The following is a 17194-nucleotide window of genomic DNA, read 5'->3' as shown; positions in this document are numbered from 1 at the left end:
TATTACACTGAAGTAATAGAGATTTTTTTTTAATTAATTATTTCACAATAAATTTATGGGTATTGGACCTGTCTTTATTTATGTTCAAGAAATACATTCCTGATGATAATTTAGACATCGTAATTTCTACATTATATTTGCTATTAAAATCAAAAGACTTCACAAGTTTTCCATTAATACTATATATATCTACCTTTTCAATAAATGTTTCTGAATTTGTAATATTTACACTTTCAGAATTATTTATTAAAGTAGGAAAAACATTAAACTGAGATACATTCGAACTTGTAGTAGCTAATGTTTCTTGAGAAATTAAAGCAAAAATACCATTACCTCCTGTAAATGTGCCTTTAAAAGATCTGTACTCTTTTTCTGTATTTTCCAATGACAAAGCACCAGCTATCAAATAGTTGGGTGCAGCATCATTAATTGCATCATTAATGTTGTCACTATTTACTTTTATAATTGCTGCATTATTAGGATTTGTAAAATCATTTAACTCAGTATTTGTAAAATACAACGTTATATCATAAGTTGCTGTTGCCGCATCTGCACCATCTGCAGTAATTTTTAGTACTTTACCAGAATGATTTCCCGCAATATTAGTAAAGCTTTTAGCAACTCCTACTTCTTCAAGCAGTAAGGTAACACATCCTAAATCTGCAGATGCATTTTCAACAAAACCAATTAATCCAGCGTCTTGGTCACTTATAAAATATACTTGATCTGCAGCTTTAACATTTTCACTATCAGCATGTGCGAGGTCACTTTCTACGATGGTATCATTTCCTGTTACTACAACATTTCCAAAAGAAAAACTATAAGATCCTGCAAGTAATTCATCATTGTGCCATTTCCATATTAAAACAAATTTACTATGATCTAAGGCTGGTATTGGCATATTAAATGTTCCTACTCCGTTTGGTCCGAATGGCTCTGTTTCAGTTCCAAATTTTTCTAGTGAGGTATATATATTTCCGTCAAGTGTATATAAAAACTCCCCATAATCAAGAAGTGCTCCTCCTTCTCTTTCACCACCAGCTTCCCAATCAAAAGAAACGGTTACATTGGTTACTCCACTCGCATCAATCTCTTTACTAAACAACAAAATAGTACCCTGTTCATACCTACTGCCCTCATATGTTGGTTCTGCTGTACTTAAAGCAGCAGGAACAACAAAAGCTCTTTCCGATGCTGAATTTATTCCGTTAAACGCCCATGAATTTATATCTGGAGAACTTGCAGTCCAACCTTCTGGAGGTTCTGAAGTCGTAAACTTTTGATTCAATAATTCAACGGTTCCAGACCCTAGTCTTGGCAGGTAATCGTTATCCTTGATTGTAATCTTTCTTTCTCTAGTCTGAGAATTGTTTTCGAAATTCATTTGAATGGTTTCAATCCCTTCAATAATTGCGTCATTGTAAATAGTAAGGGTAACTTCCTGGGTAACTTCAGTATCTGAAACACCAAATGTTAAACTTGAAGGAGAAATGTCAAAATCTTCGCCTAAAGTAGCTGTGGATAGGTCAAAAGTAAAAGCTGCAATTTGTTCTGCAGTTACAAAAGAAGCTCTCACTGATACAATAAATGTGTTAAATTCATTACAGCCATTATTTGTCGTTTCTTCCAACGTTTCATTAATACTTGAAGAGGGATAAAAAAGAACATTTTCGTTTTGTGCTGATAGATAACTTGAAAAAACTAGGCAAAAGCCGTAAAGTAAAATTTTTCTCATTTGTGGGGGGGTATTTGAGTTTATAAAATAATGTATTATGGTAAAAGTAATTAATATATAAAGAACAATTACAAATTTCACTTTTATTTTATATACATAAAATCAATAACTTAATTGTGTTTAGTACATTAGTGCCATCTGATAAATAGTTGGATATTCATTACAGCTACTGATCTCATTAATAAAATGATATGTTTATGTTTCAGTAAAATTGGACTTTATAATTGTATTATAAGTTTTAAATATTTTTTCTTTACGATCTTCTCTTGAAAGGAAAAAATGCTGCAAACACTTCAAATAGGTTTTTTAACTTTTATCTAAGTATAGTTAGTTCTAAAAATAAATCACTTTCGTATTTGAGAGGTTTTATTTTTTTTGGAGTTAGCACTTTAGAAAATAAAAAAGCACCCCGTTCGGAGTGCTTTTTAAAAATATATTCAAATAAAACTCTAAAAACATTAGATATTCTTTGCTAACCAGTCACCTACTTCCTTGGTTCCGTAAGATTTACCACCATCTGCTAAGTCTTCAGTTACAAAACCTGCATCTAAAGCACTATTTACAGCGGCTCTAATTGCTTTTCCTTCCTCTTGTAAACCAAAGTGTTCAAACAGCATTGCTGCAGATAAAACGGTAGCCATTGGATTTGCAATATTTAACCCCGTTGCTTGCGGATACGAACCATGTATTGGCTCAAACAAAGCATTCTCAGTCCCTACAGACGCTGAAGGCATTAACCCCATAGAACCAGAAATTACAGAAGCTTCGTCCGTTAAAATATCTCCGAATAAGTTTTCTGTAATTAAGACATCATAACTATTTGGCCATTGTACCAAACGCATTGCAACTGCATCTACAAACTCATAAGAAACCTCAACCTCTGGATACTCTTTCTCCATTGCTTGTACAGTTTCTCTCCATAATCTTGATGTTTCTAAAACATTTGCTTTATCAACACAACATAATTTCTTACCACGTGTCATTGCCAATTCAAAACCTTTTACAGCTAAACGTTGTACCTCAGCTCTTGTATATACACAATTGTCAAAGGCAGTTTCTCCTCCATCTCTTCTCCCCTTTTCACCAAAGTAAATACCTCCAGTTAATTCACGTAAAAAAACCAAATCAGTTCCTTCTATTCTTTCTCTTTTTAAAGGCGATTTATCTAATAAAGAAGGAAACGTAAATGTTGGTCTTACATTTGCAAATAAACCTAATTTCTTACGCATTTTTAACAATCCCTGTTCTGGACGAACAGTAGCTAAAGGATCGTTATCATATTTTGGATGTCCAATTGCACCAAATAAGACAGCATCTGAAGCTACACAAATATCATGTGTTGCATCCGGATAAGGTTCTCCAACGGCATCAATAGCTGCTGCACCTGTTAAAGCTGGTTTCCAATTAATTTCATGCCCAAACTTGTTTGCAATTGCGTCAGATACTTTTACTGCTTGGTCTATAACCTCAGGGCCAATTCCATCTCCTGCTAATAATGCGATATTTAATTTCATGTTTTTTATTGTTTGTTATGTCATTGCGAGTTTACGAAGCAATCTTTTGAATATAAAGAGATTCCCTCAGTCATACTTCCTTCGGAATGACAGATTATTTTATATAATATTCAACATTTTCTCTGTGGCTTTAATTGCAGATACTGTTTGATCTGAATCTAAACCACGTGTTATAAATTCTTTTTTTTCTAATTGCCAAGTAATAATCGTTTCACATAATGCATCAGAATTACTTCCTGGTGGAATTCTTACTGCATAATCAATTAATTTAGGCAAGTCTATTTTACTATGCGTTTTGTACAACTTTTTTAAAGCATTCATAAAAGCATCAAACTGTCCGTCTCCTTGCGCATGTGCTTCATATTTTACACCCTCAACCTGTAACTGTAAAGTAGTAGATGGTTTCATCCCTTTTGCGTGACCCAATACATAGTTTTCTACAACCACACGTTTTTCTATGGTATCACTATCTAAAACATCAGAAATAATATACGGTAAATCTTCTTGAGAGACTACTTCTTTCTTGTCTCCTAATTCAATAATTCTCTGAGTAACTTTTTTAAGCTCTTCATCATTTAAACTCAAGCCTAAATCTTGTAAGTTCTTTTGAATATTTGCTTTTCCAGAAGTTTTTCCTAATGCATACTTCCGTTTTCTACCAAAACGCTCTGGCATTAAATCATTAAAATAAAGATTGTTTTTATGATCTCCATCTGCATGAATACCTGCAGTTTGTGTAAAAACATTTGCACCTACAACAGGTTTGTTTACAGGAATTCTAAATCCTGAAAATGTTTCTACTAACTTACTTACTTTATTTAAAGCAGTTTCATCTACAGTAATGTTTACCTCTTTTAAAAAGTCGTTAATTACTGCAATTACACTTGCCATTGGTGCATTTCCTGCACGTTCCCCCATTCCATTAATGGTTAAATGCAACCCATTTACACCCGCTTTTACAGCTTCCATTACATTGGCAACTCCTAAATCATAATCATTATGGCCATGAAAGTCTAAATGTATTGTTGGGTATTTTTTGCGAACCTCATCTATAAACTCAAAAGTCTCATATGGCGTTAAAACTCCTAACGTATCTGGCAATAAAACACGTTCTATATTCTGACTCGTTAAGAAATCTAAATAGTCAAAAACATATGCTTTAGAATTACGCATTCCGTTAGACCAATCTTCTAAATACACATTGGTTTTAATATCATTTTTAACTGCTAATTCTATCGTAGCTTTAATATCTGAAAAATGTTGTGCTGGTGTTTTTTTAAGTTGATGTGTTAAGTGATTTAAAGAACCTTTGGTTAATAAATTCTGAACTTTCGCACCAGATTCTATCATCCAATCTATAGATTTTCCACCATCAACAAAGGTTAAAACCTCTATTCTATCTAAAAAATTATGTTCACCAGCCCAAGAAGTTATTTTTTTAACCGCTTTTAATTCTCCTTCAGAAACTCTTGCAGATGCTATTTCTAGACGATCTACTTTTAATTCTTCGAGTAATAATTTTGCTATTGTTAATTTTTCAGAAACTGAAAACGACACTCCTGATGTTTGCTCTCCATCACGCAGTGTCGTATCCATTATTTCAATCTTTCTACTTACCATTTAATCAATTTTGAAAAATAAGTGATTTTTCATTTATACCAGTATTAAGTTTAAATAAGCTTGCAAAAATGAGTTTAGTTTTGTGGGGACGCTACCAAGAATTACAGTTAAAGATAAAAAATAAAAAATCTTTAAAAAATCATTTATATGCAAGCCGTTATCTCTTTTTATTCAATTATTATTTTATTATTTACCTCAACTATACGTGTGTTTATTATAACAATATACACTCCAGCAGATAGTTGGTTTCCCGTTTTGACAAGAATGAACGTTTCAACCGAAACTTCGAAAAAAAATCTCGAAGAATTATTTTCAATTAAAAGGGTCTCGTTTTAGCAAAAGCAGTAATCTCGTCTTCGATGTTTTTTAAGTAATCTATATCATCAAAACCATTTAACATATTGTCTTTTTTGTAAGTATTAATTACAAAAGATTCTGATTCGCCAGTAGCCACTAATGTAACTTTCTGGTTTGGTAAATCAACTTTAATTACTGTCTTAGAATCTGCCATAATTGCTGCAAACAAAGTATCTGCAAATTCTGGCGAAACTTGCACTGGTAATACACCAACATTTAAACAGTTTCCTTTAAAGATATCTGCAAAAGCAGAAGAAATTACACAACGTAAACCAAAATCATACACAGACCAAGCTGCATGTTCTCTAGAAGAACCAGAACCAAAGTTTCTACCTCCTACTAATATTTTAGAACCTGCATAAACCTCTTTATTTAAAGGAAAATCTACTTTTGGGGTTCCATCTTGGTTGTATCTCCAATCACGAAAAAAGTTGACATCAAAATCTACACGCTCAGTTGCTTTTAAGAAACGAGCAGGAATGATTTGATCTGTATCTACATTCTCTATTGGTAATGGATATGCTGTACTTGTTAATACTTCAAATTTATCGTAAGCCATTTTATTATGCTTTTTGCTTGTTCGCTTTGGACTTTTCGCTAAGTGCGAATGAGCAAAGGACGAACCGCCATTATACTAATTTACTTATTAATCGGTTTAAACTTCTTTTTAACTGATCTACTTTCTCAATTAACTTTTCTATAGATTCTATTTCGACTAATTTTAAATCTTTTATCAAAATTAAAAAATATTCTAATTCTGTAGCCGATCCATTAGCGATGATTAAAAATCGTTTAAACTCTTTTTCTGACTCCCTTCCACATCCTTCTGCAATATTTGCTGGGACTGAAGAAGAACATCTTCTCATTTGACTCGTTAATCCAAATAATTCTTCTTTAGGAAATTGCTTAGAAAGTTTATAGACATCTAATGTAATCTCATGCCCTAACTCCTAAACTTGATATTTTCTAAAGTTTCTCATTTTTTTAGGCTATTCAATAATTAGCTGTTTGATTCTCGCAACTTACTCTGTTTTCAATATGGTAAGCTAAAAGCAAACTTGCCAACAGCTAAAAGCCAAATAACTAACCTGCCATTAGCGTTCTAGGATCTGTAACAACTCCCTGAACGGCAGATGCTGCTGCTACTAAAGGGGATGCTAATAATGTTCTAGATCCGGGTCCTTGTCTTCCTTCAAAGTTTCTGTTTGATGTTGAAACTGATAATTTTCCTGCTGGAACTTTATCATCATTCATTGCCAAACAAGCAGAACAGCCTGGTTCTCTTAATACAAAACCTGCATCCGTTATAATTTTATCTAAACCTTCTGCTTTTATTTGATCTACTACTTTATGTGAACCTGGTACTAACCAAGCAGTAACATTTTCTGCCTTCTGTCTTCCTTCAACAATAGAACAAAATCCTCTAAAGTCTTCTATACGTCCGTTTGTACAGGAACCTAAGAATACAAAATCTATTTCTTTACCAATCATAGAATCTCCTTCATAGAAATCCATATATCCTAAAGATTTTTTATACGTTTCAGAACCTCCTTCTACATTTTCTGCAAGTGGAATCGATTTTGTTACGCCCATTCCCATTCCTGGGTTTGTACCGTAGGTAATCATTGGCTCAATATCTGATGCTTCGTACGTAAACTCAACATCAAATTCTGCTCCTTCATCTGTAGATAGCGTTTCCCAATATTTCATTGCGGTGTCCCAATCTGCTCCTTTAGGCGTTTGAGAACGCCCTTTAAGATATTCATACGTTTTTGCATCTGGAGCAATCATACCTCCACGTGCGCCCATCTCTATAGATAAGTTACAGACAGTCATACGACCTTCCATAGACATATCTTCAAAAACACCTCCGGCATATTCTACAAAATAACCTGTAGCACCAGAGGTTGTTTGTTTTGCAATAATATACAAAGCAACATCTTTAGGTGTTACTCCTAAGCCTAATTTACCATTTACGTTAATACGCATTTTCTTAGGTTTTGGCTGCATAATACATTGTGTAGACAATACCATTTCTACTTCAGAGGTACCAATACCAAACGCAATTGCACCAAAAGCACCATGCGTAGAGGTATGTGAATCTCCACAAACAATAGTTGCTCCAGGTAATGTAATTCCGTTTTCCGGACCTACAACATGTACAATTCCATTGTTTACATCTCCTAATCCCCAATGAGAAATACCGTATTTTGCAGCATTTCTTTCTAAAGCATCTAATTGATTTGCAGACAAAGGATCTGCTACTGGTAAATGTTGATTTATAGTTGGTGTGTTATGATCTGCAGTTGCGAATGTACGCGCAGGATAAACCACACTGTTTCCTCTACTTTCCAATCCTAAGAATGCTACAGGGCTTGTAACTTCATGGATGAAATGACGGTCTATAAAAAACACATCTGGTCCGTCTTTTACACTTCGTACCACGTGCGAATCCCATACTTTGTCAAATAATGTTTTTGCCATTGCTTTTTTGATATTTATTTACTAATTATTGTATCAGTTACCAAAAATACATTTTTTAATGAGTTCTCTTTTGCTATAAAGGATTTACAACATTATACCCAACTGCAAACAAATAACATATACTATTGATAAACAATTAATTAAACCATATTTAAATACGATGTCTATTTATTTTGTAGGGTATTTTTTTATCTCCTTGTTCTTTTTCATTAATGAATAGAGAAGCAAGTTCAGCACAGGCTTTAACAGAAATATAATTCGTTGTCATTTCGATAGAATGACAAAGGAGTGATGAGAAATCTTACTCTTATTTACTTCTTTTTCTTTTTTCCATTGATTGTCTCATCCTAAATAAAGGCTACATACTTCTTATAAGCTCTTTTCTGAACAACATCGTTATTATTAATTACAACGACCCCATCAAATAAAAACTTTAGACTTTAACACAGTATTAGCAATGTTTAAGGAATAAAGCTTTATACTAAGAATTAACATTAAAATAACAAATATGGGAATGATTCAAAATAGAAAGAGATTCAAAATAACAAAAGAACAGACGCATCCAACAAATCCAACTGGTAATATTAACCAATTAACGAACCATTTTGATTTTGAATGGACAACAATAAAAAAACAACAAAATAAATAATAACAAACACTGAAAATAATATTAAAACAAAGATATCTAGCAATCCCATTGACAAAAAACATAAATGGGATTAAAAGCCACAGAAAAACAACAGGATATTTGCAGGTTTCTGCAAAAAAGCATCTAGAAGCAGCTATGCACTACCAAGAGGGAAATCATGAAAAAGCAGTCCAAAGCGCAATAGTTGCACATCCAAATTTTAATCTTGTTTATAAAGCACAAAGAAAAGATATGAATCAACATGCTATTGACGGTTAATCTGTATAGCATTTATTAAAAGCATAGAAAATGGAATCTCAAAATGACCTTAATGATAAAATCCGATTGACAACCATAAAAATTCAAGAGGAACATCCAGAACTGATTAAATACATAAATGAAATACCAAGAAACTTCCTATCCAATTCGGAAAAAGGAATAAATAACAAAGAACTAAAAGGCTATTTAGATTCCCTAAATAACTTATTAGAAACGTATGCAAAAAAGCATTAAAAAACGGTAAAACATGACTACCAAATAAATACCAACAAAACCCTTACTGGAGAAAAAAGAAGTGGTAATTTTTTTGCTTCTCACATTGCAGAAGCATTACAAAGGTTGGAATCACAAATTGTTTTGCCCCCTATAAACTAAAAGTTACTTTATTAATTTGACCCTATTCACAAATAGCTCTGCCATCACTTTTATCTGTTTTTACTTTTGCTAATTTTACCTGGACAAAATGCTTTACTGACAACCCATTTACCACTGAAACCACACCATTTTTCTTGTATAAAAAATATGCAAATCTTTAATGATTATAGCCTGTGGCTGCCATAACTACCAAACTATTTTTTGATATAATTTCTTAAAACTTTTTGAATCCTGTTTCATTATTCTTAAACGGTACATGCCCCTATGTATTGTCATAACAATCAAAAATAACTGTACTAATTTCAATTCCAAAAGTTTCCTTATACTTATTCATAAGAACTGATTTATGAAAGAAGAACCTACTTCTACTCACAACAACCTGAAAACGAGACCTAAGTTTCACAGAACTCAACGTATTTTTTAATAGAAAAGAGAGCCGATTATCAATGTTGTCGAAGTCTAGACTTTACTATATATTAACCTTAATGCGCTCTTTTATTCTTTCTGATTATTTACCAAATTTAATAAAAAACAAACTTAAGCGATGTATAATTAATTGCTATATTTAAAGAAAAATTGTAAAACAAAAACAATCAATAAACATTTGTAATAGGCGGAAAATCCTACCGATTTTAAGCTGCACAAATCTTGTACAATACCGTTATATCCAATTAGAAAAATAAAAAAATATTCACCTTGCACCTAGAAATAAAAAATCCAAGTACTAAATGTTATAAATGCATGAGGCCTTCAAGCACATGTATTTGTAAACACATTAGTCCTTTCCAGACTAAGACCCGTTTTATTATTCTTATGCACCCAAAAGAGTACAAAAAAGAAAAAAACGGAACGGGACATATGACGAAGCTTCAACTTGAAAATTCTGAAATCATAGTTGGTGTCGATTTTACCAATAATAATCGTGTAAATGAAATACTGACTAAAGAAAAAAGTTGTTCTTTTTTACTTTATCCGGGAAAAGATAATTTCAACTTATCGATAAGAAAAAGTTCAGAAATAAACTCATTTATGGGTACTAATCCGCACATTTTCATTCTCGATGGCACATGGCCCTGCGCCCGTAAAATGCTTAAACTAAGTAAGAACTTACAAAAACTAAAAAGAGTGAGTTTTGATAATAAAATAAAATCAAAATTTATTATCAAGCAGCAGCCAGACTCCCTTTGTCTTAGTACGATAGAGTCCGTCTACACTGTCTTAAATTTACTTAAGGAAGGTGACTTAGAACAATGCGAGACGAAGGATTTCCTTATTCCTTTTGAAAAAATGATTGAGCATCAACTTGAATATATTCTAAACCCAAAAAGTAAACACTATCGTTCAAATGCGAACAAAGAGATTGCTCCTAAGAACATGTATAAGATAAATCCGGAAAGAAGTATTATTTTTGAACAAGAAAGTTAGATGTCTTTTTTGTGAATGTTCGTTGTTAAGCATATTGTTGTTCAATTAAACGTATTAAACACCAAATGCGGATCTGAACTTAATAAAACTAATCAAAAAAAACCTCCATTCAATAGTTAGTTTCAGCCTTTTCACGAAAGTCCTTGTAGACTTTCTATTCCGTTTTTATTTATTAAATTAGGTGCTTAAAACACGTGAAAAATTATAGACAACGTTATAAGCAATAAAGTAAAAACATTGATAGAAACGGAAAGATTATTGTTAAGGGAAATTACTCTGGATGACAAAGAGAATATGCTTCGGTTGTATTCTAATCCAGATGTGCAAAAGTATACTGGGGAACCAGTGATTGAATCTATAGAAGAAATTGAAAAGGCAATACTGATAAGAATTAACAACTATGAGAAGTATGGCTATGGCAGATGGGCTACTTTTCTAAAGAATGGGATGCAATTTGTAGGGTGGGCTGGTTTAGCGTATCTACCAGAATTTGATGAAATTGACCTTGGTTATAGATTCTTGCCAGAATTTTGGGGATTAGGAATAGCAACGGAAGCCTCTCATGCAATTTTGACTTACGGGTTTGATAAACTCGAATTAAGAAAGATAATTGCAATTGCAATGAAGGAAAATAAATCCTCAATAAGAGTGATGGAAAAAGTTGGGATGGAATTTGACAAAATTGCCCCCTATGAACTTGGGAATGAAGATGCGGTTTGGTATTGGTGTGACCAAAAGCTGATAACAAAAAAAGGAATAAGAACACCTACTTTTAGAAATATATAAAACCTCTCAATTACAAAACACTTTATTAGTATGTTTTTACCCGTTAATTTAATAACTAATCAGAATAAAAACAGCACATGAATACAATAGATTGGCTTGGTTTTATTGGCGTTTCCTTACTTTTATTAGCCTACCTATTACAAGTAGTTGGTAAGTTAAAAAGTAAAAGTTTGGTTTTTATTTTATTAAATTTAATTGGCGCTCTTTTGGCGTGTTTCGCTTCTATATTAATGGAGTATCTTCCTTTTGTGATATTAGAAGGCGCTTGGTCTCTTGTATCTTTTATTTCACTTTTAAAGTATAAAAAAGAGGATTTAGATTTATAAAATAAGGTTGCTTCGTAAATTCGCAATGACAGTTTTTAGAGAGTGCTTGGTAAATTTATATTTACTAAATTAGATGTTTAAACAACGTAATTAAACTTACCTACTTCTGAATGACCAAAATTGATAGAGAGGATATTCATATTATAAACAGGCACAGTAATTGGTCTGAAAAAAGTATAGACAACCTACTTAAAAAGGAAATTTACACTACTGCAACTTCTTGGGGGAAATTTCTGAGACTCTTTTTTATCACGTTAGGTATTGGTTTTACAACTACTGGTGTCCTATTTTTCTTTGCATATAATTGGGCAGACTTGCATAAATTTATTAAAATAGGAATTATAGAAACCCTAATTGTAAGTTTAATAGCTGTTGTCTTATTTTCAAAAATAAATATAGATATTAAAAATATTTTACTCACAGGTGCTTCTATTTTAGTTGGTGTTTTGTTTGCTGTTTTTGGACAAATTTATCAAACAGGCGCAAATGCCTATGACTTTTTCTTAGGTTGGACGCTCTTTATAACACTGTGGGTGTTAATTTCAAATTATGCGCCTTTGTGGCTTGTCTTTATCATATTAATAAACACAACACTCATTTTATATACGCAACAAGTTGCTCATAACTGGTCAGAAATTTTTGTTTTTACCTTACTTTTTAGCATTAATATAGTATTCTTAATTGCTGCTTTGGCAGGAAAACGTTTTATCCCAAAATTAAACACACCAACTTGGTTTTCTAATATAATAGCATTAACAGCTGTTTCTTTTAGTACTATTGGTATTTGTTTTGGAATTTTTGATAAATTAGAAACCACGTTTATGGTCTTATTAATAGCAACTATACTTTTGTATCTTCTTGGTATTAAATATGGATTAAAAGTAAAAAGTAGTTTTTATCTTTCTATCATTTTTTTTAGTGTTATCATTACTATTACCGCTTTCTTTATCAAATTATCTCATGATGCAGGTATGTTTTTATTCATCAGTTTATTTGTTATTGCCAGTGTAACGTATGTAATCAAAACCTTAATAAATCTTCAGAAAAAATGGAAAAACTAACCAACAAAAAGGCTTTTTTAGATACCATTCGTTTCTCTGAAGGAGCAGAATTTGAATGCGACGAAAATGCGATTCTTAAAGAATATGAAGTGAACCATGAAAATACGTCTAGTTTAGCGATTAAAATACTTTCTATTTTTGGAGGCTTTTTAGCATCGCTTACTTTTCTTGGTTTTTTAGCACTTGTAGGTTTTTATGAATCAGAATTTGCCTTTTTAATCTTCGGAATTAGTTTTATAACTTCGGCTATTTGGATTAATAAAAAATATGACAAATTACTGATAGACACCTTTAGTATTTCTATCTATGTTATAGGGTTTGTGTTGTTTTTTTACGGACTTACACTGTTTAAAGTTGATGAAAATATTGGGCTACTATTGGTGATTTCAATTGCTTTAAGCTCACTATTCATCACACAAAATTATATTTTATCATTTATTTCTATACTTCTTATTAGTGCTAGCTTTCTTAAGTTAATACTCTCTAATAATGCTTACAACTTAATTCCTATTTACATTGCAATTAACGGGTTCCTTATTACCTATTTATTTTTAAATGAAGCAAAAATAATATCCTCTTATAAAAGGTTATCTAAACTATATAATCCGGCTAGAATTGGTTTGATATTTTCATTATTATTTGGCTTGTTTACTATTGGTAAAAGAGGTTTAGTTCCTATTTCAGAAAATTATATTTGGCTGGCATCAATCGCATTATTTTTTGTGATATTCTATATTGTAAAAACCATTATTACCATTAACAATATAACGGTTTCCAAAAAGAAAATAATTATTTACCTTTTAACAGCTTTGGTACTATTACCTACGCTATTTTCTCCTGCCATTTCTGGCGCTATTGTAATTATTTTATTAAGCTTTTTAGTCAATTATAAAACCGGTTTTGTTATTGGAATTCTTTCCCTTATTTATTTTATTTCGCAATATTATTATGATTTAAATTTCACATTATTAACCAAATCAATACTGCTATTTTTATCAGGAATAGTATTTATTGCACTCTATATATTCACTTCTAAAAACAAAACTATCAATGAAAAAATATAAGTGGATACTCATTCTTATAAACCTTATTCTTTTACTTGGTTTGTCTACAAATTCAATACTAAAGAAAGAGAAACTATTATCTGACGGACAACTTATTTTATTGGAATTAGCACCTGTAGATCCTCGTTCTTTGCTACAAGGAGATTATATGCGTTTGCGTTATGCAATCTCTAATACTTCTAGAAACGACCACGTTGTTTTTAAAAGAGGATTTTGTGTTGTTAAATTAGACGCAATGGGTATTGCTCAAAAAGTTAGAATTCAAGAAAACAGCACACCTCTTAATGAAAATGAATTTTTAATAAACTTTACTTCTAAAAAATGGAATGGTATTAATATAGGAGCAGAATCTTTTTTCTTTCAAGAAGGTGAAGGTGAAAAATATGAAAAAGCTAAATTTGGAGGTTTAAAAGTAGATTTAAATGGAAATAGTCTTTTAATAGGTTTATATGATGAAAATCTACAAAAAATAGAATAGTAAAAAGATTATAAATAATGATTCAAAAACTTGACAACACCAATATAGAGGTCACTAAAAAAATACAATTCGTTTTTAAAGCTTCTTATGCTGTAGAGGCTAAATTGTTAAAAGCCATAGATTTCCCACCATTAAAAAGGCCACTTGAAAGTTATGTAAATAGTACTACTGCTTTTTTTGGATACTTTATAGATAAAGAAATTGCTGGAATCATAGACATTGATGCTACTAGTAAAAGAACACATATAAATAGTTTAGTGGTACATCCTAAATTTTTTAAAAATGGTGTTGCAAGTAATTTAATGGAATTTGTTTTTACTACTTTTAATTCAGAACTCTTTACTGTTGAAACAGGATTAGAAAATGGACCTGCATCTAATTTATACAAAAAATTTGGTTTTATAGAAGTAAAACAATGGGATACAGATCATGGTATTCGAAAAGTGAAATTTGAAAGAAAAGAGCGCTTGTAAAAATTAAATTATAAAAACATCTCCAGTACATAATGAACGTATCGCAAAAATGACGTTTTTTTCTGTATCTCTTCACTATGTTACAAAAGTGATTAAAAAAGGCAGAAAAAAAGAATAAAGACGCATAAAATAGTACGATAATAGTATTGATAAATACTCTTTATTTTTTTATAAATAATTTAAGATACCTATTTATATAAAATTAAAAAAAGATCAAAATTTTCAGAAAATGATTCAATAGTAAACTTTTAGTTTAACCTCTTTTCATTCTTAACATAATAAAATATACTCCTCTTTTAATGAGTTCTCTTAACTTTTAAAAATCAATAATTTTTTACTTTTATAGTTCGTTTATTTTAACTATTAAAAGTGAATAATAGCAGGACTTAAAATTGGTTATATAAATCCAATTATCATAACAAATATTCATGTTTTTACTGAGACACCTCTTTTTTCATATAAAAAAAAGAGTACTAATACTGACTTCTATATTTTATTAAAACTAAATTTTCTAAAAAAAATTAGATTACGAAGTTACTATAGAAGTTGTGCAAGTATTTATGAACCCACCCCCTAAACTAAGTACAAATACCTACTAAACAGAGTGTAATTTACTTTAGTCCTACTTCATTTACAAAACAGAAGTGGGTTATATTTAACTTAAAACATACATAGAAACACTTTAAAAAACCTAAACACCACTAAGTAAGTGTTTTATGTATTTAAAATATTTATTAAGTTAAAAATTAACTAATTATACAAAATATTATTATTTTTAAGTATTTTTACGGAGCTAAAAAGAAAAAGTATAATGAAAATCTACAACAACTATCAAATAATTAAAGTTTACGCCACCCCAATAAAGAACTTCATTATTACATATTTTTATTAGCCTTCTGTATTCATCTATTTTAATATTAATATTTCATGAATAGCAACCATAGAAAGTTAACGTTTATAATTGCACTTATTAGTCTTCTTTTTTTTCAAAAAAATTATGCTAATGATGATGCTGTTCTTGCTTTAAAAAAGAACAACTTACAAATAGATTTTAGTCTTTTATATTATAAAATAAATACAAATACTTTAGATCTAAATATTGTTTCTAAAAAATTCAAAAAAATGCCAACTAGTAATAGTTTTGGTGTTTTAAATGGTACATATTGGTTTAAATTAACACTTAATAATACACAAGAAAGTAAAAACTTAATTGCATTTATACCAACACATAATATCGAAAAAATTGATATTTATAAAAATATAAATAATGAACTAAACTTTATTTCATCAACAGGAAACACTGTTAATAGAGAACAAATTCCTGTAGATTATAAGTTTCCTGCCTTTAAAATTAATAGTGAAAATGAATCTATATTTTACTTAAAAGTCAAATTTCCAAAAGAGGCAAATTTTCCTTTAAAAATTACTACAGAAAGAGAATTTGTATCATATACATCAAAAAAACTAGTAATTAATAGCATCTATTATGGAACGGCTATTATAATTATACTAATAAATTTATTATTCTTTTTAAAGTTTAAAAATAAAAGCTATCTCTATTACCTTCTTTTTCTTACTTCATTAATAATTAATTTTTTATTATACGATGGATCATTAATTCATGTTTTTAGAGGAAATCCGTTTTATTATAAGTTAGAACTTTTTGTTCATTTATTTGGTGAAATTTGGTTTATACTATTTTCTATTAAGTTTTTAAATATTAAAGATAAGCACCCCTATTTTACTAAATTACTTTTCTTATCCCCTATAATAATTGCATTTTTATACACCTTGTATTTAGCAACTAATTCTTATATATATGTGGCAATAGGAGATGCAATAGGAGTTTCAATTTTACCTGTTTTATGGTTATTTGGTATTTATTACCTAAAGCAAATACCATCTGCTAAGTTTTATGTATTTGGGTATTTATTATTAATACCATTTGCCGTTTATTTTATTCTAGGCTTCCCTTTTGGTTTATGGAATGTAAACGGAGAAATGTTAATTATGAAAATTGCAAGTTGGTTAGATATTATTGTTTTCACCTATGCAATAAGCTATAGAATGAAAATGAAAATTGTAGGAAGAGAAGAAAATAGTATAGAAAACACCGAACATACACAAATGAAACCTATTTTAATGCCATTAGTTCATAAAACAGAATTAGTTAACCCTTTTTACACTTTATTAAAAGAGAACATATTAGATATTGAGCCTTTAACATTAAGAGAATTGGATATACTAGAATCTATCTGTGAAGGTCTAAACAATGTTGAAATTGGCAATAAGCTATTTATTTCTATTAATACAGTAAAGTATCATATTAGAAACATTTACAATAAAGCTGGAGTTAATAGTAGAGCCGACTTAAAAGAAAAACTCTCTTTAATAAATTCTTACAAAAATACTAATAATCAACCACTTACACGCCAAGGGTAGGGAAAACTACCCTTATTTTTTTAGGAAACTATAAATTATTACACAATATTTACACCTAAGTTTAAAGGTGTTCTCTTTCAAAAAAAAGAAGCAATGCGTTAAGACTACGTATTAATAATCGCTTTTTAACATTAAAAAAAACCTAAC

General features: G+C 30.3%; 17 protein-coding genes. 11 read left to right on the top strand and 6 right to left on the bottom strand.

Annotated elements, in window-relative coordinates; all coding sequences use genetic code 11:
• Window positions 1-37: 37 nt before the first annotated feature.
• The 6 genes from BTO04_RS15135 to leuC form a co-directional block, all read right to left on the bottom strand.
• The gene (locus tag BTO04_RS15135; RefSeq protein ID WP_157662401.1) at window positions 38-1735 is read right to left on the bottom strand and encodes a T9SS type A sorting domain-containing protein; all 1698 of its coding nucleotides are present in this window, start codon (window positions 1733-1735) and stop codon (window positions 38-40) included.
• A 458-nt stretch (window positions 1736-2193) separates the two neighbouring features.
• Complete coding sequence (leuB, locus tag BTO04_RS01095) at window positions 2194-3249, bottom strand: 3-isopropylmalate dehydrogenase (protein ID WP_087562731.1); 1056 nt, start codon at window positions 3247-3249, stop codon at window positions 2194-2196.
• Between the two features lie 99 nt (window positions 3250-3348).
• Entirely contained in the window at window positions 3349-4869 is a 1521-nt protein-coding gene (locus BTO04_RS01090) for an alpha-isopropylmalate synthase regulatory domain-containing protein (protein WP_087562730.1), read from the bottom strand.
• Window positions 4870-5185: 316 nt separating this feature from the next.
• Entirely contained in the window at window positions 5186-5785 is a 600-nt protein-coding gene (gene leuD, locus BTO04_RS01085; protein ID WP_087562729.1) for a 3-isopropylmalate dehydratase small subunit, read from the bottom strand.
• 70 nt (window positions 5786-5855) lie between these two features.
• Window positions 5856-6161 carry a four helix bundle protein gene (locus BTO04_RS01080; RefSeq protein WP_232455971.1) on the bottom strand — a complete coding sequence of 102 codons (306 nt, stop codon included), beginning with the start codon at window positions 6159-6161 and terminating at the stop codon, window positions 5856-5858.
• A gap of 148 nt (window positions 6162-6309) precedes the next feature.
• Window positions 6310-7710 carry a 3-isopropylmalate dehydratase large subunit gene (leuC, locus tag BTO04_RS01075; protein WP_087562728.1) on the bottom strand — a complete coding sequence of 467 codons (1401 nt, stop codon included), beginning with the start codon at window positions 7708-7710 and terminating at the stop codon, window positions 6310-6312.
• 514 nt (window positions 7711-8224) lie between these two features.
• Here leuC and BTO04_RS15615 point away from each other — a divergent pair.
• The 11 genes from BTO04_RS15615 (at window position 8225) to BTO04_RS01020 (ending at window position 17047) form a co-directional block, all read left to right on the top strand.
• Window positions 8225-8359 (top strand): hypothetical protein, encoded by a 135-nt coding sequence (locus BTO04_RS15615; protein ID WP_302849216.1) that lies wholly within the window; start codon window positions 8225-8227, stop codon window positions 8357-8359.
• A gap of 48 nt (window positions 8360-8407) precedes the next feature.
• Window positions 8408-8617 (top strand): hypothetical protein, encoded by a 210-nt coding sequence (locus BTO04_RS01070; protein ID WP_087562727.1) that lies wholly within the window; start codon window positions 8408-8410, stop codon window positions 8615-8617.
• 30 nt (window positions 8618-8647) lie between these two features.
• Window positions 8648-8851, top strand: a complete 204-nt coding sequence (locus tag BTO04_RS01065; RefSeq protein ID WP_087562726.1) for a hypothetical protein — start codon at window positions 8648-8650, stop codon at window positions 8849-8851.
• A gap of 837 nt (window positions 8852-9688) precedes the next feature.
• Window positions 9689-10417: a tRNA-uridine aminocarboxypropyltransferase gene (locus tag BTO04_RS01060; protein WP_302849204.1), complete on the top strand. Its 729-nt coding sequence runs from the start codon at window positions 9689-9691 to the stop codon at window positions 10415-10417.
• Between the two features lie 237 nt (window positions 10418-10654).
• Entirely contained in the window at window positions 10655-11203 is a 549-nt protein-coding gene (locus tag BTO04_RS01055; RefSeq protein ID WP_087562724.1) for a GNAT family N-acetyltransferase, read from the top strand.
• A 77-nt stretch (window positions 11204-11280) separates the two neighbouring features.
• Window positions 11281-11529, top strand: coding sequence for a hypothetical protein (locus tag BTO04_RS01050; RefSeq protein ID WP_087562723.1), 249 nt, complete (start codon window positions 11281-11283; stop codon window positions 11527-11529).
• Between the two features lie 110 nt (window positions 11530-11639).
• Window positions 11640-12590 carry a DUF2157 domain-containing protein gene (locus tag BTO04_RS01045; RefSeq protein ID WP_087562722.1) on the top strand — a complete coding sequence of 317 codons (951 nt, stop codon included), beginning with the start codon at window positions 11640-11642 and terminating at the stop codon, window positions 12588-12590.
• Window positions 12578-13654 carry a DUF4401 domain-containing protein gene (locus BTO04_RS01040; protein ID WP_087562721.1) on the top strand — a complete coding sequence of 359 codons (1077 nt, stop codon included), beginning with the start codon at window positions 12578-12580 and terminating at the stop codon, window positions 13652-13654. The genes BTO04_RS01045 and BTO04_RS01040 overlap by 13 nt, the downstream gene beginning before the upstream one ends.
• Complete coding sequence (locus BTO04_RS01035; RefSeq protein WP_087562720.1) at window positions 13641-14132, top strand: GDYXXLXY domain-containing protein; 492 nt, start codon at window positions 13641-13643, stop codon at window positions 14130-14132. Before BTO04_RS01040 ends, BTO04_RS01035 begins: the two co-directional genes overlap by 14 nt.
• A 17-nt stretch (window positions 14133-14149) precedes the next feature.
• The gene (locus tag BTO04_RS01030; protein ID WP_087562719.1) at window positions 14150-14605 is read left to right on the top strand and encodes an N-acetyltransferase; all 456 of its coding nucleotides are present in this window, start codon (window positions 14150-14152) and stop codon (window positions 14603-14605) included.
• A gap of 927 nt (window positions 14606-15532) precedes the next feature.
• Entirely contained in the window at window positions 15533-17047 is a 1515-nt protein-coding gene (locus BTO04_RS01020; RefSeq protein WP_087562718.1) for a 7TM diverse intracellular signaling domain-containing protein, read from the top strand.
• Window positions 17048-17194 lie beyond the last annotated feature (147 nt).

This window comes from Polaribacter sp. SA4-10 (assembly GCF_002163835.1).
Lineage (GTDB): Bacteria > Bacteroidota > Bacteroidia > Flavobacteriales > Flavobacteriaceae > Polaribacter.
The sequence above is the reverse complement of the archived record's forward strand: the minus strand, read 5'-3'. Positions and strand labels throughout refer to the sequence as shown.